This is a genomic window from Crocinitomicaceae bacterium (assembly GCA_016708105.1).
In the GTDB taxonomy this organism is placed as follows: domain Bacteria; phylum Bacteroidota; class Bacteroidia; order Flavobacteriales_D; family Crocinitomicaceae; genus JADJGJ01.
In genome coordinates, this window is sequence record JADJGJ010000002.1 from 994,992 (window position 1) to 1,017,582 (window position 22,591).

Consider the following 22,591-nt stretch of genomic DNA (forward strand, 5'->3'; position numbering starts at 1 on the left):
GCTGAATATGTCAGAGTTATAGGTTATTTTTAATATCCCCCACTGTATTTGCGATAAAACCACTCAGCGGCCAAGGCAGACATAATAACAAAAAACAACCACCTGAAATCTATGATGTCATCAAATGTTTTTTCTTGATAAACTACTGACACCATTTCTTTACTGTTTAAAATTTCTTCAGCAAGCAAATCTGTCTGATCTGGAAAATAAAACTTGCCTGAAGTATTTTCTGAAATATTACGCAATAACCTGTGATTAGCAGTAGTATTAATCCATTCCAATCGAACTTCGTTTACTAAAAAATTTCCTGCTTTGCTATAGGTTTGATCTGAAAATTTAGTGTTTGCTTTCCATTGATAAATGCCTGATTTGAGTTTACCAAGATTAAGTTGATAACCGGTTGGTGATGGTAAAAAGGCAAGTTTGAATTCGTTACTGTCTTGATCCGTCAAGGTGAAATTTATTTCTGCATCTCTGATTAATTCGTATGATTTGTTGTACAATTCAGCAGATATTTTTATCTCTTCATTTTCATTGTATTCATTCTCAATATTTATTTTGAATGGATCTTTATTTTCTTTCACCGCAAGATAGGTGATTAACTTACTGGTGAATTCTTCAAATATCAAGGTAGATTTATTGCGCTGCTGGTCATATAGTCTCCAACGCCAGATGCCTTCTCCCATGATCACGCCTAATCTTGATTTTTCTTTGGTTGTAAAGTAAATGAGAGGTTGATCAAGTTGAATGTTTCCAACTTTTTGAAATGCCAGAATATCCAATGCATTGCTGTATGATAAATTACCAAATGGTGCATGCAGGGGAGGAGCAGAGCTCAAGGTTTGAATAATTTTAGGGGATAATAAAATGTCTCTGAAACTTGTGTTCACTGCAAATCCTAACTCCTCAGTTGAATTACCGTTACCGCTGAATCCAACTTTTAAACTTTGAAGTTTGCTCATGTTGGTTGAGGTACCATTGATTAATAGGAAAGGAACAGTGCCGTTCAGAATTGCTTCATCCAGTGTTGTGTTTCCTGATTGATAATTGTGCACAACCACCAAATCGTACTCAGTCAAATTCGTGATCTCTTTAAAATATTTTACCTCTGCCTCATAGTTTTCATTGTTCTCTATGACAAATCGCAGTGCTGCAATATCAGGATGTGGTGCATCATGCGCAAGAAGAATTTTTTGTCTGCCGTCAATTACTTCAACGTAAAAATTGTACACGTTATTTCTGGTTGTATATTCTCCGTCAACTGTTGAAATTACCGCAGTATACTTTTGTAAACCTGCTGTCTTTGCTTTCACCATAAACATGATCTTGGATTGATCATAGTCCGAATTGAATTTGTATGCCTGGCTTGCAATTATATCGTTGCCTTTGCGCAGTGAAATCTGAATGTTTTCACCTTGCGTTTTTACACCTGAGAAATTGATTTCTACGGGAAAATCATTTCCCATAAAAGCTACTTTATTGTGATTTACAAGATCAATTTTTGCATCGCGTTGCAAACTGGTATCTCCAAGCCCTATTGTGTATACCGGAACAAAACTTTTTTCAGAAACTGTGTAAATGGGGTTTGCCCCGGTATTGTAAATTCCGTCTGTTGCAAGAATTATTGCGCCAATATTTCTATTCGCATATTGTTCAAATATATGTTGCAGCGCTTTTGCAATATCGGTTGACTTACCCGTGAAATCTGTTTTCAAATCTCCTTCAGGCAAATCTGAAAAACTGTACATGGCTACTTCAAATTTCTCTTGCAAACGCACTGAAAGATTATTCATCGCTTGAGGGTATTCAGTGCGATACCAGTTGGAATCAACATGCATAACAACTGATTCAGAATTGTCCGATGCTATTACAATCAAAGGTTCTTCAGTACGCTCTTCAGTATGTTCAATCACAATGCCAAGTACAAGGAATAGAATCATCCAAACCGCAAAAAATCTGAAAATAGCCATGATGAACTTGGCAGTTTTACTAGCGTCTTCAGTTAACTTGTCTTTGTAATAGAGTGCAAGCGGAAAAATAGCAGCCAGCAAGGTGATTACGAAAATCCAGATCGGGTGATATGTGAGAAGCAGTTCCAATGATTGCCTGAAAAAACGCTAAAAATAAGAAATTGTTTTCTAAGCAGGTCGTAAAATTGAGGACAACGCAATTTGCTGCTGAATCTTAATTAAATTTGTTGACACGTCATGAATTTTTTTCAACTACTCAAATTGGGATATCGCAATTATTGGAAAGGTATCTTGTTTCTCATACGGCATCGGTTGTGGTGGTTCGTTATTTTTCCGGTTGTACTGTTTTTTGGAATTTATTGGCTTGGCACTGTTTTTAATGCAATGGAGTACCGTTTGGGTGGTGAAATAAGTCACCGCGCTTCATCCTATGATAGTGTGAACGAATTGATTTGGTTTACGGCTAAATTAATTTTTATTGATTCGTTGTATATCGTGTTTACAAAATTTGCTCTTTACATTGTGGTGGTTATGTTAGCGCCTGTACTCAGTATTTTGTCTGAAAAAATTGAAGAAATTATTACAGGAAATATTTACCCATTCAGATTTTCTCAATTAGTGAAAGATGTTCAGCGTGGTATGAAAATAGCCCTGCGCAATATTTTATGGGAGTACTTCTTTATTGTGTTGGTTCTTGGTCTGGCTTCTTTTTTCACCGGCCCGGTTAAAGCGGTCATTATATTTTCAATTCCTATGTGTTTCGGTTTTTATTTTTATGGATTCAGTTTTATTGACTACATCAATGAGCGCCGAAGATTAAACGTGCAGCAAAGTGTTTATTTTGTTTCACAACACAAAGGTTTGGCCGTGGCAATTGGAAGTATTTATTCGGTGTTCTTTCTCTCTTATCACGCAGTCATGCATCAATTTCAATTTTTAGCTACGGACACTCAAACGCAAATTTTGTGGGGAACTATATTGGTAATTGCTTTCATTTTTGCTGTGGTTGCTCCCATTATTGCTATAACTTCAGCCACCCTATCAATGCATGAACTGGTTGATCTTTCAAAAAATAAATTTGCTGACAGAAAACAGAATTAACCGGCCTTTTGAGATTTGCTTTGATAGCTTCACAACAATTCATTATATTTGGCTCAGGTCTGATAGGTATTAATTGTGAGAAATAAAATTTTAATGCCGTGTGGCTCTTGATTTTATACACAATTTTACCCGGCGAAAATTCAAATACCCGATAAGCATTCAATATGAAAAAATTAATCGCAATTATTTTTGGAATTCAGTTATCAATGGCTTGTTTTGCTGCTCCACCTGATTCTACAAGTACCATGTTTGAAAAAGGTACTGCGCAGTACTTCATCAGTGAGGGAAGGCGATTGTTTGGAGAAGAGCAGTATCAGTACGCTTTAGTTAAGTTTAGAGAGGCGCTTTCTAAAGACGCTAATAACGCAGCCGCTTTGTACTGGGTTGGTGAATGTCATCTTGCACTAGGCAATTATGAAAAAGCCATTGAAAATGCAGAAAAAGCACTTGAAATTGATACAGCTGTATATATTGAGTCAGCCTATTTATTAGGCGTTTGTTATCATCGGTTAGGCGAACTTGATAAAGCCATTGCGCATTATTCTAAGTTATTCGCCTTGATTTCTGAACCACGCTTGAAAGAGTTGCGCGTGCAGTTTAAAATTGATGAATGTAATAGAGCAAAAGAGATGATTGGCAAGCCAGTTTCTGTTGTGATTACAGCAATGGATATGAACGTTAACTCGCCATTTGATGACTACGCACCGGTACTTTCTCCTGATGGTAAATCTTTTTACTTTGTTTCTCGACGCGCTGATAACCTTGGAGGCGGTGTAAGCCCCGGTGATAAAAGATATTTTGAAGATATTTATGTCAGCGTCTGGAGTGATTCACTAAACGCATGGACTGAAGGAAGCAATTCTGATGAAATTGTTAAAAGACTGAACTCATACGGATTTGACGCCATTAACTATATAAGCCCTGATGGAAAAACACTTTATCTCACCATCAATACCATGGGATTGGATGCTCCGAAACCGAAAACCAAACACTCTGATATTTTCATGTCAAAAATTAATAATAAAGGAGGATGGAACACGCCAAGACCAATTGTTAAACCTATACAGACAGTCTATTTTGAAGCTGCTTCAACATTTACTGAAGATGGTAAAACCATGTACTTTATTAGTGAACGATTAGGTGGTGAAGGAATGGCTGATATCTGGATGAGTACAAAAGATGGAAATGCTTGGGGTAAACCGGTGAATTTGGGAAATGTAATCAATACGCCATATCAAGAAACTACTGTTTTTGTTTCTCCGGATAATAAATATCTCTTTTTCAGTTCTACCGGTCATCCAGGAATGGGGGGGTATGATATTTATGTTTCTGTTAACAACGGAGGTGTTTGGGAAACCCCTATAAATCTCGGTTATCCTATCAATACCGTAGCTGATGATTTACATTTTGTTTATTATCCTAACTTGAAAAGAGCGTATTATTCAACCATGACGAATTCTCAAAACAAAGGAATTGGAGCAAGAGATATTTTCATGATTGATCTCTCAAATTATACAATGCCCTAAATCGGTTTTGCAGATTCAAAACTTTTCATTAACTTCATGTTCGAAATAATGATTTACTTGAGCAATCAGGTAAGTGTTTGTAATTATCTTAGCGCATAGATTTATTTTGTGAAAAAAACTTGGTTAATAATAGTTTTATTCTCTGTCCTTTTCAATTCTAGGGCAGTGGCCGATACGCTGAGCACCGTTATTAGACCTCGCATTGGCTTAGGCACCGGAACAATCACTTACTTTGGTGAAATACAAAATTATCAGAAGGGTTTCACCTATTCAGTTGCACGTTTTGGAGGCATGGCTTATGTAAATGCACCAATCACACGTTATTTTAATCTTGAATTTACGGCGTCCTATGGTCGTTTTGCCGCTAATGAACGCACTCTTGTACGCAATTACAATTTTATGTCGCGCATTCGAATGGGAACTGTTCATCTGTACTATAATTTTTACCCGTTTTTTCAAGGACGCCGCTCTACCTTTCATCCTTTTATTGGAATTGGATTTTCATCTTTTGAATTTCTTTCTAAAACGGATTTGATTCAAGATTCAACCGGACTCACTTATTACTATTGGTCTGACGGTTCAGTTATGGATATGGATGAAAATGATCCTCTGGCTCCAACTATGGCAAAACCATTGGCCCGTGATTATACGTATGAAACCGATTTACGAGAACAGAATTACGACAGCCTTGGTAAATATCGTGAACAAAGTTTTGCATTTCCCTTGTCTGCAGGTTTTGAATTTCACATGTCACCCAGATGGGATTTCAGGTTAGCAGCAACTTATTATTTTACATTTACTGACTTGATTGATAATATTTCACCCGCCGGTACCGGTATCAGACAGGGTGATAACGCAAAAGACAAATTACTTTATACCTATGTTTCTCTTTCGTATGACTTGCAGTTCGGCAAGAATAATAACGAAGGGCCAATTGAAGATGAAGATATTCCTTTGTTTGCTGATTGGGATCAGAATGATTGGGATCATGATGGTGTGATTGATGCATTAGATGACTGCCCCGGCACTCCTCTTGAAGCTATTGTAAATAATGACGGCTGTCCGCAAGACAAAGATCAAGATGGTGTTCCTGATTTCAATGATGACGAACCTGATACGCCGCTTGGAAATTATGTAGATGAATTTGGGGTAACTATTACTAAAGAGCAATTTGACAGACATTGGGAACTGTACAATGATTCAACAGGTTACTTGCATGATTTTGCCGAACAAAGAACCACCGTGCAATTTCAAACTGATGATAAAACATACAGCTATAACCCATACAAAGTGCCAACCGGAAAAAATTATGTGATCATCATTGGTAAAGAACATAAAGATATTTCTGCCAATGAATTGCATCAATATCTAGGCTTCAATGATTTTAAAACAATCACTCGCGGAGATACAGTCTATTACGTGTTGGGAGAATATCAGCGAATTGAAGACGCCGTGGCAGCAAAAACTGAATTGGAAAGTCAAGGTGTTCAGGTAGATTTGATTGGAAAAGATAATATCAGAAATGGAACCTTAACTCCGATTGACACTGTGGTAATTAATAAAGTTGAAAAAGTAAATCTTCAGAATGGTACAACCGGACCTGATTATTCAATTCCGCAACAAGTTTATAGAGTTCAGGTTGGGGCATTTAAAAATAAAGTTGATGAAGATGTCGTTTTCCCTGATATTGAAACCGTTCACGCAACTGGTGGTGACGGTATTACTCGTTACTATTCAGGATCGTTTTCAACCTATGAAGAGGCTGAGGCATATCGCAAACAGATGGTCGCCAAAGGATACAAAAATGCCTTCGTGGTTGCTTATGAAGATCAAGAAAGAAAAACACTTGTTGAAGTGGGAGTTGATCCTGGCAAATTACCCCCTGGATACAATGAACAAAATGAACTTAACTCTTTTGTAGAGCCGCGTGATACCACTCAAACAAATCAAACAAATTCAAACTCAAATATTGAATGGTCTAAAGTAAAATATCGTGTAAAACTTGCTTATTACACCGGTGCAGTGCCTACTGAAATGGTTGGAATATTGTATGAAATTGGTGGCATTAAGCCGGTTAAAGGCACTGATGGTTCTACCACCTATTATAGCCGTGAATTTAAAAATCAAAATGAAGCTGAAAATGCCATGCTTGATTATAAAACGTATGGACTTGATGAAATGAGCATCATTGTGGAATACAATTACAAGTATTACACTCTTGAAGAATTTAAAAAGCTTTCTGAATAATTAACAAAGATTCGTCAGATTCCATTTCTTTTTCGGGAACTACTTAAACTCATGCAATCTGAAGCAATCGATCGAATTCTGCTTTTAAATACAATACCGCGCGCTCAGTTGGTTGATTGTGAAGTTGAGCTGAAATCTCTAGAATTGCCCTGCACAAGTCAAGACACATTGCCGTTGGAGGTAAATTAGTGGCTGCCATGTTGATGATTTTTACGGTTTCATCTTTACTTGTTTTTGCAAGATTCCATGCCTCTGCTGATACAAAGATTTGTTGTGCCAGATTGTGTTCATATTCCTGACGGATATTGTCTAATAATTGTTGCTGAAATACGCGTGCCGGCAATACCGGGTTAGTTAAGCGCATAATTAAATTATTGGGTGATATTCTTTCAAGGAATAGCACAATACGTTGGTAGGCGTCAACCTGCATAGGAAGTATAGATTCCTTATTTGAAATTTTTGCAGCATTGGTAAGTTGCGGTGCAGCCCCATTCTTTGCTTGTGGTATTTTCTGAAGACGCAATTTTTCACGCTGAATTTCTGTCCATTTCTGCATAATCAGATAGACAGATCCAAATAGTGCCAATGATGGCAACATAAAACAAACTAATTGAAAAACTATTTCTGAACGTGTCATATTTTTATGGGGTGTAATTTAATTTTAATCAAGTTCTCTTTTATCATGTTTCAATCACGCAATCATAACAAAAACTAGTTTGCACTGTTATACTTGAGTGAGCGGAATAACATAACTTCAGCAAACTTACATAATAAGAATACATAATTTACAAAAAGTAACAAGCCTGATTTATTTATAAGGATTTTTTAAGACGGATGGCTTGCTCAGCGTAGAATCCGTCCATAGAAATGATGAGGTCAAGCACTGTTTTAGCCTCTTCAATTCTCTTTAATTTCAGCAAACTCTTTCCTTTATACCATTGTGCATCTTCATCAAATATATGAACCGGATTTTTTAATAGATTTTCAAAGAATTGCAACGCCTTATCATACTCTGAAAGATTGAAATAACAGAGGCCACCGTAAAACAAACCATTTGCATCGGTTTCAAACTGGCTGAGTATAATTTCATAACGACTCAAAGCACGTTTAAAATCCCCTCGTGAGAAAAATTCCATGGCTTTTGACAAATACTCCCAATATGAAACACTCACTTCTTTCTCAAGTAATTCAGTACTCTTTTCTTTTTCTTCAGACTCAAACTCTGCACTGGTACCACTGAATTCATATTTGGTATAAATTATTTCTGTTTTTTCTCTTTCTATTCGGCGATAATCCACCACAACCATGTCATACAAGTAGGTTGCGGGAACAAATTCTGCTTTTGAATTGATTTCTTTTTCCGGTATCAGAGTGATATCATCCGGAATTGATTCATTCTCTTCAAGTATGTCAATGATTTGATGATCCGTTTCTTCGTTTTCAGGGGTCAAACTTTCTATTCTGTTTGTACTTGAATTGATGATCTCTTGTGATGCCACAATTTCATGTTCAATTGCGGGAATGAGGCTGTCAATATAATTCGGAATAAGATCAATTTCAGTCAATGGCTCTGGCTTATTCATGCTATCAGTATGTTGGTTTGCCTGATCTGCTTGACTTGGCTTGTTCCCATGATTCACTACCAGAATAGTGACAAGAGCACTAGTGATTACCAAACCCGAAATTAATAGCCCCGAGTGAAATTTCTTAGTGCGTATTTTAATAGTATTCTGCGTGGTTTGAATGGCGTTAGGGTTAAGTGAATATCCATCCATGGCATCTTGAATGAAAGGATCATCCAATGCCATTTTCTCAAGTATATTTTTTTCCCTCTCAGACAAGGTGCCGCTGAAGTATGAGGAAATCAACTCATTGATATCAGGTGGTTTTAAACTCATTCAAATGTTCAAGTTTCAATTTTAAATTGCGTTTTCCATTTTGGATATAACTCTTAACCTTTTTCACTTCGTATCCGGTTGATGATGCAATTTCATCATAACTTTTGTTATTCAGATAAAATAATTCAACACATTGTTTTTGTTCTTCATTTAAACCTTCCATTGCTTGTGATAATAGAAGAATTTTTTGTTCATTCAATTGTGCCAATTGCAAACTCTCGGTAGAATCTTCAGTGAGCTTCATGAGTTCTTTTTCTGAGTCTGCAAGGTTAATTTTATTTTTTCTAAGCAACATCAGGCATTCATTTTTGCTGACACTATAGAGCCATGATCTGAAATTACTAATCGTATGATTCTGCACTTTATTACTTAGTTTACTGAATAGTTCCATCATCACATCTTCAGCCTCGGCTTCGTTTTTCAAATATTTTAGACAGACACCTTTTACAAGTAACGAGTATCTCACAAAAATCTCATTCATTGCCTCAAGGTTGTTAGCCCTGATCAATAATAAGAGATCATCATCACTCAAATGGTTAAATTTTTTCCTGAAAAAAATTCCTGCAAGCATCAGCCATACTTATTTGTTCTCATCGTGTTTAATTTGGTTCAAACAGCAGATGCGAGATGTTTTGAATTTCCATAAAACTAGTTTGAAAAAATTATTTCCACAATAAACGTAGTGTTAAATCATGCTGCAATAACAGGTTTTTACTGAATGTCAGACCATAATCTACTTTTGTTTGGTAAGGTTGATACATAAGTTGGGCAACAATCTGGTCACTTACTCGGTATTCAATTCCTAGATTGATTCCACCTCCCCAACCCATTCCACTTACTTTAGTATTGAAGTTATTAGCTGGATTGTGTTTGCTGAATAAATTCATCTGATATCCATAGATTGATGCAAATTGTTGGTCAATACGCCATGCATTAAAAATTCCTGAAAGTCCGGCAATAAAGTTGAGTTTATCCCTGGTAAAAATATAGTCAAGATTAAATCTTCCATCAAATCGGCTCTCTTCGGCGTAAAGCTGTCCAACTGCGATAACGGGTTCACTTGTCCAATTTGACGGATCATCAACCACAATGGTAAATGCATCTTTTACTTTCAATTTGCAGAAATTTGCATCAAGACTCATCTGAAATTTCGGACTCACTTGGTAGCCTAATGTTACACCTGTGATAACTCCGGGTGAATAACGAATGTTTGCAGGATATGCATCGTAAGGTAAATAGAAATGTTTATCACCTAGTAGCATGTAGATTTGATTGTAGTTATAGGTATTGTTCATTAGTGTCACATATAACTCATCCTGATACAATCCTGAATAACGAATGGCATAGTTTTTATTTGCTAATTTTACTCCGGCATTCAGTCCAAAAAACAGCGTCTTTTCTTTCTGACTTAACAGGGTTAATGAAATAATTTGGAGCAATGCTAGAAGAATAATTTTTTTCATAGTTAATTTTCAGAGATGATAAAAGTACAAAATATTGCGGTGCTTACCTCAGGTGGAGATGCCCCTGGCATGAATGCCTGTATCAGAGCAGTTGTTCGTTCATGCGTTTACCACAAAGTAAATGTATTTGGGGTGTTAGATGGCTTCAATGGTCTTATACATGATCAGTTTGTTGAGATGAATTACGATAGTGTTTCTAATATTCTGCAAAGGGGAGGAACTATTCTTGGTACAGCGCGATGCAAAGAATTCCACCAATCTGAAATGCGCAAAATCGCCTTTGAAAATATGAGAAAACGAAACATTGATGGTCTTGTCATTATTGGGGGAGATGGTTCATTTAGCGGTGCTTCGGTTTTTTCAACTGAATTTGATATCAAAGTAATTGGTATTCCGGGTACAATTGATAATGACATTAATGGAACAGATTATGCCATTGGCTTTGACACGGCTATGAATACCATTATTCATGCAGTTGATAATATACGCGATACAGCAAGTAGTCATCACCGTGTCTTTTTGGTTGAGGTGATGGGAAATAATTCCGGTGTTCTTGCATTAAACACGGCAGTTTCTAGCGGGGCAGAAGAAGTATTTATGCCTGAAAAGAAAGAAGATCTTGAAGAAATTCGTGAAAAGATTAATAGAGCCGTGAATGCAAACAAGTCTTCAATTATTATTGTTTCAGAAGGCGATCAAGTTGGCGGTGCTAAAGAAGTATTTCAATATTTGCAACAATTTGGTTTAGCTGATAAATTAAGAGTCTCCATTCTTGGACACATTCAACGTGGTGGTTCGCCTACCTATCTCGATCGCCTTTATGCAACACTTTTTGGTGAAGAAGCTGTTGCTGCTTTACTTCAGGGACGAAGTGATTTATTGGTAGGATTAAGAAACGGAGAAGTTATGCTAGATAATCTCGCCGTTACGCGGATGCCATATCAAATTAAAAATATGCACTACTTGAAACTTATCAGAAAACTCAGCGTTTACTAGGTCACCTTCGAAAAAAAAATTAATCAGGGTTTTACCAACGCATGCTTTTGCATTCAATTTTTCTAATTCAAAAAAAAATCAATTTTTTTTAGATTTGATATATAAGGAGTTAAGTAGATAAGCGAAAAAATATTTAAAAAAAAGTTTGAATAAATTTGGAGGGAATAAAAAAGTGGTTACCTTTGCGCTCCCGTTGAACGAAATGGGAGAATAAATAAAGGGGTTAAGAATAGTTTTACCTTACCGAAATAAGTTCTTTGAAAGATTGAAGCAAGATAGAAACAGCAAAAGTCTGAGAGGTAGAGATCGCATAAATAAGATCTAAACAAAAATCAAATCTTTATACTATGGAGAGTTTGATCCTGGCTCAGGATGAACGCTAGCGGCAGGCCTAACACATGCAAGTCGAGGGGCAGCGCGGTGTAGCAATACATTGGCGGCGACCGGCGCACGGGTGCGTAACGCGTATACAATTTACCTTATACAGGGAGATAGCCCGGAGAAATTCGGATTAATATCCCATAACACTGTGATATGGCATCATATTATAGTTAAAGCTACGGCGGTATAAGATGAGTATGCGTCTGATTAGCTAGTTGGTGAGGTAATGGCTCACCAAGGCGACGATCAGTAGGGGGCCTGAGAGGGTTATCCCCCACACTGGAACTGAGACACGGTCCAGACTCCTACGGGAGGCAGCAGTGAGGAATATTGGTCAATGGAGGCAACTCTGAACCAGCCATGCCGCGTGCAGGAAGAATGCCCTATGGGTTGTAAACTGCTTTTATTTGGGAAGAAACCCCTCTACGTGTAGGGGCTGACGGTACCAAAGGAATAAGGACCGGCTAACTCCGTGCCAGCAGCCGCGGTAATACGGAGGGTCCAAGCGTTATCCGGAATCATTGGGTTTAAAGGGTGCGCAGGCGGTAAAGTAAGTCAGTGGTGAAATCCCTTCGCTCAACGAAGGAACTGCCATTGATACTGCTATACTTGAATATAGTTGAAGTAGGCGGAATGTGTAGTGTAGCGGTGAAATGCTTAGATATTACACAGAACACCGATAGCGAAGGCAGCTTACTAAACTAATATTGACGCTCATGCACGAAAGCGTGGGGAGCGAACAGGATTAGATACCCTGGTAGTCCACGCTGTAAACTATGATTACTCGTTCTCGGCGATATACGGTCGGGGACTAAGCGAAAGTGATAAGTAATCCACCTAGGAGTACGATCGCAAGATTGAAACTCAAAGGAATTGACGGGGGCCCGCACAAGCGGTGGAGCATGTGGTTTAATTCGATGATACGCGAGGAACCTTACCAGGACTTGAACGCATTTTGACAGATTGAGAAATCAGTCGTTCTTCGGACAATTTGCGAGGTGCTGCATGGCTGTCGTCAGCTCGTGCCGTGAGGTGTTGGGTTAAGTCCCGCAACGAGCGCAACCCCTATTCTTAGTTACCAGCGAGTAAAGTCGGGGACTCTAAGAAAACTGCCGGCGCAAGCCGCGAGGAAGGTGGGGACGACGTCAAGTCATCACGGCCCTTACGTCCTGGGCCACACACGTGCTACAATGGCGAGTACAGAGGGCAGCTACCCCGCGAGGGGATGCAAATCTCAAAAGCTCGTCTCAGTTCGGATCGAAGTCTGAAACTCGACTTCGTGAAGCTGGAATCGCTAGTAATCGCGCATCAGCCATGGCGCGGTGAATACGTTCCCGGGCCTTGTACACACCGCCCGTCAAACAATGGAAGTTGGGAGTACCTAAAGTCGGTAACCGTAAGGAGCTGCCTAGGGTAAAACCAGTAACTGGTGTTAAGTCGTAACAAGGTAGCCGTACCGGAAGGTGCGGCTGGAACACCTCCTTTCTAGAGATCAGATCGACACTGATCAGACACTGCTGTTTCTGCTTCAATTTTTGTGATATTACCCCTCCCGCATAAAGAGAATGAGGGAGAGCGACAAAGCATACGGGAGAGAATATAATAGTCCCGTAGCTCACCCCGATATTGATCGGGAGGTTAGAGCGCTACACTGTTCCGATAGTTATTCCGATTGCTATCGGAATTAGAGGTCAGCGAGCTAATTAATGTGAGCTATGAAGATTAGAAAATAGTCCCGTAGCTCACCCCGATATTGATCGGGAGGTTAGAGCTACACTGTTCCGATTGCTATCGGAATTAGAGGTCAGCGAGCTAATTAATGTGAGCTATGAAGATTAGAAAATAGTCCCGTAGCTCACCCCGATATTGATCGGGAGGTTAGAGCGCTACACTGTTCCGATAGTTATCGGAAGTAGAGGTCAGCGAGCTAATTGAGTGAGCTATGAAGATTAGAAAATAGTCCCGTAGCTCAGTTGGTTAGAGCGCTACACTGATAATGTAGAGGTCAGCGGTTCAACTCCGCTCGGGACTACAACTCAGCGTGAGAGCGAGGAGTGAGATATCTCACTCTGTTCACTCACACTCACTCTGAACTATCGGGGGATTAGCTCAGCTGGCTAGAGCGCCTGCCTTGCACGCAGGAGGTCGTCGGTTCGACTCCGACATTCTCCACCAGACAAATCACCAACGGGTGTTTTGTAAAAGAAGGAAAAAAGAAAAGATTTTTAGACGGTGAGAACCGGTTTAAGGATTGCAATTCTGGTGAAATCCAGAGAAAGTTCTTTGAAATATTGAATATTGATTGAAGTAGTGAGTCACTTTTGGATAAAACCAAAGGAAAAATGACATTAATAAGTTACTAAGGGCATACGGTGGATGCCTTGGCTCTCAGAGGCGATGAAGGACGTGATAAGCTGCGATAAGCTACGGTTAGGTGCAAACAACTTTTGACCCGTAGATTTCGAATGGGGAAACCTGATATGTTGAAGACATATCGCAATAGCAAACCCGGAGAACTGAAACATCTAAGTACCCGGAGGAAGAGAAAACAAGAGTGATTTCCTGAGTAGCGGCGAGCGAAAGGGAAACAGCCCAAACCAGTGTTGTTTCGGCAATACTGGGGTTGTAGGACTGCGTTGTGGACATATAAATTATAGAAGAACAAATTGGAAAATTTGGCCAAAGAAGGTGATAGCCCTGTAATTGAAATAGTTTGTATACCTAGCAGTATCCTGAGTAAGGCGGGACATGTGAAATCCTGTCTGAAACTGCCAGAACCATCTGGTAAGGCTAAATACTCCTGAGAGACCGATAGAGAACAAGTACCGTGAGGGAAAGGTGAAAAGCACCGTGAATAACGGAGTGAAATAGAACCTGAAACCGTATGCTTACAAGCGGTCGGAGTCTGTAAGGATGACGGCGTGCCTTTTGCATAATGAGCCTACGAGTTACTTCTCGTTAGCAAGGTTAAGAGTTTAAGGCTCGGAGCCGAAGCGAAAGCAAGTCTGAATAGGGCGAAAAAGTTAACGGGAGGTAGACGCGAAACCTTGTGATCTACCCTTGAGCAGGTTGAAGCCTCGGTAAAACGGGGTGGAGGACCGAACTGGTAAACGTTGAAAAGTTTTCGGATGACTTGAGGGTAGGGGTGAAAGGCCAATCAAACTGGGAAATAGCTCGTACTCCCCCGAAATGCATTTAGGTGCAGCCTCGAGGTTGAGTATTGCAGAGGTAGAGCTACTGATAGGGCTAGGGGGCTTCACCGCCTACCAAACCCTGACAAACTCCGAATGCTGCAATATATACTCGGGAGTGAGGGCGCGGGTGCTAAGGTCCGTGTCCGAGAGGGAAAGAACCCAGACCATCGTCTAAGGTCCCAAAATCTATACTAAGTTGTTTTTAACGTTGTTCGATTGCATTGACAGCTAGGATGTTGGCTTGGAAGCAGCCATTCATTTAAAGAGTGCGTAACAGCTCACTAGTCGAGCGATCGTGCGTGGATAATAATCGGGCATAAGTATAGTACCGAAGATGTGGCATATTTATATGGGTAGGGGAGCATTCCATTCTGCGTTGAAGGTGTACTGCGAGGTATGCTGGAGTGTATGGAAAAGCAAATGTAGGCATAAGTAACGATAAAGCAGGCGAGAAACCTGCTCACCGTAAGACTAAGGTTTCCTCAGCCACGTTAATCGTCTGAGGGTTAGTCGGGACCTAAGGTTAATCCGAAGGGAGATACCGATGGCAAACTGGTTAATATTCCAGTACCACTTGATGTTGCGAAGGAGGGACGGAGGAGTGAAAGGTCTGCGCACTGACGGAATAGTGCGTTAAAGGGTGTAGGCGTTGATTGGGCAGGAAAATCCACCCAAGAGCTGAACCTGATAGTACTCTGAGCCTTTTAGGCAAGGAGATAATGACCCTAAACATACTTCCAGGAAAATCTTCTAAGCTTCAGGTAGTAAGTGCCCGTACCATAAACCGACACAGGTAGTCGAGGAGAGAATCCTAAGGTGCTCGAGTGAATCATGGCTAAGGAACTAGGCAAAATGGTCTCGTAACTTCGGGAGAAGAGACGCTGGTAGCGATATCAGCCGCAGTGAATAGGCCCAGGCAACTGTTTATCAAAAACACAGGACTCTGCGAAATCGAAAGATGAAGTATAGGGTCTGACACCTGCCCGGTGCTGGAAGGTTAAGAGGAGATGTTATCTTCGGAGAAGCATTGAATTGAAGCCCCAGTAAACGGCGGCCGTAACTATAACGGTCCTAAGGTAGCGAAATTCCTTGTCGGGTAAGTTCCGACCTGCACGAATGGTGTAATGATCTGGGTACTGTCTCAGCCATGAGCTCGGTGAAATTGTAGTATCGGTGAAGATGCCGATTACCCGCAGTGGGACGGAAAGACCCCGTGCACCTTTACTATAGCTTCACATTGCTATTGGGTAATTCATGTGTAGGATAGGTGGGAGACTTTGAACCTGCGTCGCCAGGCGTAGATTAGTCGTCGTTGAAATACCACCCTTGGATTACTTGATATCTAATCCCGTGTATACGGGAGACATTGTGTGGTGGGTAGTTTGACTGGGGTGGTCGCCTCCAAAAGAGTAACGGAGGCTTCTAAAGGTACCCTCAGCACGCTTGGTAACCGTGCGTAGAGTGTAATGGCATAAGGGTGCTTGACTGAGAGACCGACAAGTCGATCAGGTACGAAAGTAGAGCATAGTGATCCGGTGGTTCCGCATGGAAGGGCCATCGCTCAAAGGATAAAAGGTACGCCGGGGATAACAGGCTGATCACTCCCAAGAGCTCATATCGACGGAGTGGTTTGGCACCTCGATGTCGGCTCGTCACATCCTGGGGCTGGAGAAGGTCCCAAGGGTTGGGCTGTTCGCCCATTAAAGTGGCACGCGAGCTGGGTTCAGAACGTCGTGAGACAGTTCGGTCCCTATCTACTGTGGGCGTTAGATATTTGAGAGGACCTACCTCTAGTACGAGAGGACCGGGGTGGACATACCTCTGGTGTACCTGTTGTGGCGCCAGCTGCATCGCAGGGTAGCTATGTATGGATGAGATAAGTGCTGAAAGCATCTAAGTACGAAACTCGCCTCAAGATGAGATATCTTTTAAGGGTCGTTGAAGACGACAACGTTGATAGGCTGCAGGTGTAAATCCCGTGAGGGAAAAGCCAAGCAGTACTAATTACCCGTAGACTTATAATGGCTTTTACGGGCTCACTACTTCGATCGTATTCGATATAATTATCAATAAACATTCAAAACATTGTATCCTCTTTTGGTGTTTGCCAAAAGGATAAGTTCACGCAAGCCATGGCTGCCAGGTGAATCAAGTTTTCGGTGTCTATGGCGGTTGGGTCCACCTCTTACCATTTCGAACAGAGAAGTTAAGCCAACTTGCGCAGATGGTACTTCCCTTTTAAGGGCGGGAGAGTATGTTGATGCCGGTTTTTAAATCCCCACTAGTTTTACTGGTGGGGATTTTTTTTTGTCCGTAAAATATTTTTTTTTTTAGCACTAAGTCCCAACGTTCCGCTATTGCTTGAGTCGGAATGCAAATATCTCCTTTATCAGCAAATCAAAGTTTTAGAAAACTTTTTATCACCATGCTGCATGCATGGAGTTTTTTCTAAATTCGCACTTTTTTTAATCTGTTGATAATCAATTTGCGCATTGAAGAATAAAGATCAAATAGTAAATATTGCCCCCATTGCGATGGGGAGTCAAAGGAGAGTTTCTTTGATATTTAATATTCATCTTCTACTATTTATTATTTCCTTTTTTATCTTTTCACAAAAAGGATTTTCCCAAACCTACCCCGTTCAAACTTTTGTTCAGGTTAGTGCCCCGCATACAAGTTATCTGCCTGATTATGCTGATCCGATGAGTAATCAGATGAGAATTTTTTTACGCAGTATCAATTGCACAAGACACTGCCCGAGGGCCATGCATGATTTGTGTTGAAGTAATTGATTTCACTAATCCCAATCAACCAGTTTTGTCAGGACCCAATGCATGTACCTAGGTTTGGTTTTCGCTCAATGATCCTCCGCTTTTGAATACTCCTTTTTGTGGTAATGAAATTTCACCCACTGATCCGCAGCAAATAGTTTTTTTCGTGGTCGCCGCTTCACATGAATTCTATCAACAGCAGCGGAACGCAATACGTGTTTGAGCTTTTTGAAATTCGCCCCGATGGTGCTGACCCCAATCAGGTAGTGAATTCTTCTCTGCCCATTTTCATGCAAATTACCAATCAAACTTTTATCAATTACAGCATCACCGAACCGCAGTTGCAAATTGGTATGTCTTACGCCTGGAGAGTTCGCGCGCAGGATATGGATGGACATGATTTTTTTAGAAACAATGGTTATTCATCTGTCTGCACATTTACCTACGGGAATATTGCATCATCTGTAGCCGATGGTATCACACTCACATTAAACTCAAACGGCATTGGAACCCGCGTGGGGTATGCGTGGTGGAATGTCTCATCAACTTTTACACTATAAATTAGAGCTGCGCAAAACCGGAAATCCAAATTACGTGTGGTTTCCGTATGAATCAACAACGGGTGAATTAAAAATTTATCAGCTTGAACCAGCTACACAATATGAGTGCAGAGTGAAAGGTTGCATTGATGATGATTTTGAAAGTGAGTGGAGCAATGTTTCAGTTTTCACTACACAACCTGTACCTGATTATGCTTGCGGAAGCACCACCACACCACCCCTTGATGCAACCATCACACCACTTACCAACGCCATAGCCGGCATGACTTTTACCATTGGTCAATTTGAAATGTTGGTCACCGATATTCAACCACTTGATCCTGTTTTACAACCCGGACATTATAGCGGAACAGGAAAAATTCAAGTTGGATTTGCGCTCATTAATCTGCGCGTAAAATTTGATGATATTCTGGTGGATGAATATCTGATGGTACGAAGCGGAAAAGTGGAAGCCATTACCCAAGGCATGGATCAGTGGATTTATGAAAACGTGATTCCGCAGCCCGATTATTTTGTTGATGAAACCATCACTGATTTTTCATGGAATGATTCTACTTCAATTACCGTTTGGGTTGATGGAGTTGCCCAGAGTTTTAATTTTCAAAACGGTGAACCCATCATTATTCAAGATGACGAAGGCATGATCTACACCTTCAATGCTGACGGCACATACAGCGTGTATAGTACGCTTGTTTACAGTTCAGATTATCTTGCGGCAACCAAAGATTATCGTGTTGATTTTGAAGCGTACGATGAACAAGAATTTGGTTTTGATAAAAAAGAATACGCAGCATGGATCAGTAATTATGAAGTGATTCGCTTGATTGATTCTACTAATTATTTTGTTGCCTATAAATCTCTGGCTCCTGATCAAAGTGATTATGTCATTGCAAGCATCAAAAGTGAAAATCAACTTAGCGGTTTAAGTTTTGTTGCACTTGAAAACGGATCAGAGAGACAACTCACCGCAGAAGAAATCAATGACACTACCTACAAAATTCTGCTTGATGGCATGAGCAGTTCATGCTACGTTTACGCAAAAGATAATGAACTGCGCATTGGAAAATTATGGGTGAAAGTATTGGAAGAAATTTCATTTGATGTGGTGCTTGTTCCGGTGAACGGAGCGACACTTTCACAGATAGAAAACATAGAAAATCAACTCAACGAAATTTACGCACAGGCAAACGTAACATTCAACGTAACCATAGCAGAAAATTACAACTCAACTACCTGGGATCTCAACGCTGACGGCAAACTTCAGAATGGTGATATCAGTTTGGTGTCACACTATTCAGATGAAATGCGTTTGCTGCGCGAGCAATATTTTGAGAGTGATTCAGCCGATCATCAAAACAAATATTACCTCTTCATCATACCAGAATTTTACGAAGCCGAACTAGAAGGCTACATGGTACGCGGCAAAGCACTTGGATTTTTAAAAGCCGGAGAAAACGCCATCACAGCCGCCCACGAATTAGCTCACGGAATTTTTTCGTTGGAACACACCTTCCCTCAAATTGCTCAAGCCACAACCCTCAACCTGCTTGACTACTCAGGGGGGACACACCTCACACAAAAACAGTGGCAACACATTCACTCACCGCTTCCGGCATTTTCGTTTTTGGATGATGAGGAGGGGGGGGAGCATATATTACTGTTACTTCAAGATGATAATTTTTCAATTTTTGGGGAAGGTATCTATTTTGCTTACTTGACACCGACACTTGAGAGGATTGTATTACCTAAAAATTTTGACCCAGTATTTGCTCATGGAGTGGCTCATGATTATAATGAAGATATAATTCCAGGGACTCTATTTGCATTTGTAGATCCAAATGGGATAGAATATCGAGCTAAATTTTCAGATGGAATTTTTCATGGATACTATTCCTCTGTCAATGGATATTTCAGTGACACAATTACGGTATCAAGTGATGATAATTCCTACTCAGTTTTGCTTCCTGGTTATAATATGGGGCAACCCATGATTATGCGATACAAATTCTATACTCAGATTTCTAGATTTGGAATTGGTGGAGATAAAATAATGCCATCAACGAGGTCTGAAGATTTGCAGACTTTAGGTTTGTTTGGAAGTGCGAATCCTGCCGTATACAGTATGGCATTTAATCTAAATAACGATGTGTTTAGTGGTGAACAAATGGATTTTTCGAATTTTGAGTTCTGGATAATAAATGACAACCTGCAATTTGGACATTCAGCACAACCAGAAATTTTTGTTTTGGTTAAAATAGCTGAGATGGCTAAGCGACATGAAACTTATTTTTACGATTTTACCATTCATTTTAATAACTGGACTAATGAAATGAATGGAGGAGTATGGGACGAGCAATACTTTGATCAATATAAAGGAACATTTTTACAGGAAGGAAACCGCATAGAACATAATCCATTTCTTTATGATTTCTACTGTGATTTTCTCAGAGAATTTATGGACTATGTTGATTACAGGCAAGAGTTGACAGCACAATGTTTGGATTTTGCGTTTGATTTATTCTCTATGGATTTACTGACCACTTTGTCTGAAACAGGATTTTTCAATAATTTAAACAATGTAATGTTTACGCTTGATCAGTCATCACAATTTAGACAGTGCATTGGAGGGTTAAGCCAAGATGAGATGTACGAGTTGTCAGACACAAATCGAAATAACGCGATAGCGATATTGCTTTGGAATGAGAATAATGGCTACAACCAAATTGTCAACTTGATAAAATATTCAAATAATCAAAAATTCCATTTTTACCAAACATGGGATTTAGTTGTTGAGTTTGGAAGTGGAACTCGATTAATTGAATTTCTATCTGCATGTCCAATAGAGTTACTCGCTTATATTGGAATTAATGCAAGAATTGCAGTATTAGATGCAGTTGTAAAAGATGATTCAAAATGGTACAATACAGATTATAAATCAAACCTTCTAAACAATCTAATTCTTTCAACTCCAAAATCAAATCAAATTCAATTACTGTCGGAATTTCGCACTAGTATCTGGTTTGCAAAGATTCAGGAACAGATGTCAGAATGGACGGATGCAACTGATATAATGGATCTGCAGACTGTTCAGATGGCGTTTTCAAGTCTAGCTCTAATGGTGATTGAAAACTATAGCGCGCTCAACATTGGAACAGCGCATCATTCAATTTTATATTCCAGTACTCATTACCCTAATTCCGGCTATTTGACGTCAAATGGTGCGAGCCCTTACAATTCAGACTTTTTACTTGCAGATCAACAGGAGTATGTGATTGAATTTACGTTTGCAGATTTCCCTATATTAGTTGGTAATACCGGTGTGTCAGATAGTTGGTCGCTTGGAAGCAATGATGGATTGCATCAAAATTATTTTGTTTATCCTAATCAAGAAAGTATTCCGTTTGAATTCAGCGGAGGTACACTTAATGTAACGCAAAATTATAGACTAAGAGAATCGATCATGCCACCGACCCCAGCAATAATTTCTGGAGACCCCTACAATTTCAATAATTATCAATACAACTTTTCACCGGTTGAGTACGACGTGTTTCACATCAACAATTCATATAGTCTGCATCCGTATGAGTTGGTTGAGTTCGTTTTTGTTGAAAATCACAACACAGCGGGGTATCAAAAAGGTGACCGTATGTTGCTCCCTGCATTCTATGGAATATGTCTTGCACAATCATTAGAGAACGAGGATTTTCAAATTGCGATGGAGTGGGTAGAGCCCGTTGTTATGGCTGCTGCAGCTGCTTTAGCCCCTGAATCAGCAGGAGCTAGTTTGCTACTGGCGGCAGCAATTTTTCAAACTGTTGATGCAGTTATTAATGAATATAAAGTTTCAGTAGACCCAAGTTTTGTCAATAGTTCATTTGTACAAATTTGGGATACTTTTGATGATGTGATAACTCTAATTGATCTTGCAGGAGGATTAACCATGGTTCCTAAACTTTTCAACGGCTTATACAAAATTGGTCAATTTGGATTGGCTAAAGGATGGAAATTAGTTGAGTCCATTGTGATTCGCAGGCTAGTGAATTTACCGTATTTGGCTGAAAATTTCTCGACACCTTATCACAAGTTTTTTACCATGAAACTCTCAGAAGCATTCAGAACAGGGATGACGTACAATCAAATTCTAAATTTTTATCAAGCCTTAGGTGCCGGTTTAAAAGCAAATGTTTTATCCCGACTTTCTGATGATCTTTCCGCTTTGAAAAGCTGGATATCAAGTCTTGATGAAAGCAATCATATTGACGTTTTAATTAAGCTGGATGATCTTTCAGCAAATCAAAATATGACTGCAGTTTTGATAAAACTGAATGACGATATTTTGACAGGAAGCAATACCTTTAAAATTGCTCTGAAAGATATTTCCATTTTTGAAGAATGGATTAAACTTAGTGATGCCAATTTTCCTGCGACATTTAGGAAAAATGCTGATATTTTGGAGTATGCTAAAATTTTAGATTGCAATTGAT

11 protein-coding genes, 2 tRNA genes and 3 rRNA genes are annotated in these 22,591 nt (G+C 39.7%); 11 read left to right on the forward strand and 5 right to left on the reverse strand.

Features of this window, described 5'->3' with window-relative positions; all coding sequences use genetic code 11:
* Window positions 1-29: 29 nt before the first annotated feature.
* Window positions 30-2,099, reverse strand: a complete 2,070-nt coding sequence (locus IPH66_15390; protein MBK7130730.1) for a VWA domain-containing protein — start codon at window positions 2,097-2,099, stop codon at window positions 30-32.
* A 108-nt stretch (window positions 2,100-2,207) separates the two neighbouring features.
* Between IPH66_15390 and IPH66_15395 the strand changes: the two genes are divergently transcribed.
* The 3 genes from IPH66_15395 (at window position 2,208) to IPH66_15405 (ending at window position 6,844) form a co-directional block, all read left to right on the forward strand.
* A complete protein-coding gene (locus IPH66_15395) occupies window positions 2,208-3,071 on the forward strand; it encodes an EI24 domain-containing protein (GenBank protein ID MBK7130731.1) in 864 nt (287 codons plus the stop codon).
* Window positions 3,072-3,235: 164 nt separating this feature from the next.
* Window positions 3,236-4,597 (forward strand): PD40 domain-containing protein, encoded by a 1,362-nt coding sequence (locus tag IPH66_15400; protein MBK7130732.1) that lies wholly within the window; start codon window positions 3,236-3,238, stop codon window positions 4,595-4,597.
* Between the two features lie 165 nt (window positions 4,598-4,762).
* Window positions 4,763-6,844 carry an SPOR domain-containing protein gene (locus IPH66_15405; GenBank protein ID MBK7130733.1) on the forward strand — a complete coding sequence of 694 codons (2,082 nt, stop codon included), beginning with the start codon at window positions 4,763-4,765 and terminating at the stop codon, window positions 6,842-6,844.
* A gap of 49 nt (window positions 6,845-6,893) precedes the next feature.
* Here the strand turns inward: IPH66_15405 and IPH66_15410 are convergent, their stop codons facing one another.
* From IPH66_15410 to IPH66_15425, 4 genes are all read right to left on the reverse strand, one after another.
* Entirely contained in the window at window positions 6,894-7,481 is a 588-nt protein-coding gene (locus tag IPH66_15410) for a hypothetical protein (GenBank protein ID MBK7130734.1), read from the reverse strand.
* Window positions 7,482-7,656: 175 nt separating this feature from the next.
* Complete coding sequence (locus tag IPH66_15415; protein ID MBK7130735.1) at window positions 7,657-8,742, reverse strand: CDC27 family protein; 1,086 nt, start codon at window positions 8,740-8,742, stop codon at window positions 7,657-7,659.
* A complete protein-coding gene (locus IPH66_15420; GenBank protein ID MBK7130736.1) occupies window positions 8,723-9,313 on the reverse strand; it encodes a sigma-70 family RNA polymerase sigma factor in 591 nt (196 codons plus the stop codon). Before IPH66_15420 ends, IPH66_15415 begins: the two co-directional genes overlap by 20 nt.
* Window positions 9,314-9,404: 91 nt before the next feature.
* Window positions 9,405-10,205: a hypothetical protein gene (locus tag IPH66_15425; protein ID MBK7130737.1), complete on the reverse strand. Its 801-nt coding sequence runs from the start codon at window positions 10,203-10,205 to the stop codon at window positions 9,405-9,407.
* Between the two features lie 15 nt (window positions 10,206-10,220).
* Between IPH66_15425 and pfkA the strand changes: the two genes are divergently transcribed.
* The 8 genes from pfkA to IPH66_15465 all read left to right on the forward strand — a co-directional run bounded on the left by pfkA (window position 10,221) and on the right by IPH66_15465 (window position 22,590).
* Window positions 10,221-11,201: a 6-phosphofructokinase gene (pfkA, locus tag IPH66_15430; protein ID MBK7130738.1), complete on the forward strand. Its 981-nt coding sequence runs from the start codon at window positions 10,221-10,223 to the stop codon at window positions 11,199-11,201.
* Window positions 11,202-11,545: 344 nt separating this feature from the next.
* A 16S ribosomal RNA gene (locus tag IPH66_15435) occupies window positions 11,546-13,067 on the forward strand.
* A 473-nt stretch (window positions 13,068-13,540) separates the two neighbouring features.
* Window positions 13,541-13,614: transfer RNA gene (locus IPH66_15440), tRNA-Ile, on the forward strand.
* A 66-nt stretch (window positions 13,615-13,680) separates the two neighbouring features.
* A tRNA-Ala gene (locus IPH66_15445) sits at window positions 13,681-13,757 on the forward strand.
* A gap of 174 nt (window positions 13,758-13,931) precedes the next feature.
* A 23S ribosomal RNA gene (locus IPH66_15450) occupies window positions 13,932-16,800 on the forward strand.
* A 131-nt stretch (window positions 16,801-16,931) separates the two neighbouring features.
* A 5S ribosomal RNA gene (gene rrf, locus IPH66_15455) occupies window positions 16,932-17,045 on the forward strand.
* The 16S, 23S and 5S rRNA genes sit together here with 2 tRNA genes alongside, the layout of an rRNA operon.
* A 684-nt stretch (window positions 17,046-17,729) precedes the next feature.
* A complete protein-coding gene (locus IPH66_15460; protein ID MBK7130739.1) occupies window positions 17,730-18,107 on the forward strand; it encodes a hypothetical protein in 378 nt (125 codons plus the stop codon).
* Entirely contained in the window at window positions 18,052-22,590 is a 4,539-nt protein-coding gene (locus IPH66_15465) for a fibronectin type III domain-containing protein (protein MBK7130740.1), read from the forward strand. The genes IPH66_15460 and IPH66_15465 overlap by 56 nt, the downstream gene beginning before the upstream one ends.
* The last annotated feature ends 1 nt before the right edge of the window (window position 22,591 follow it).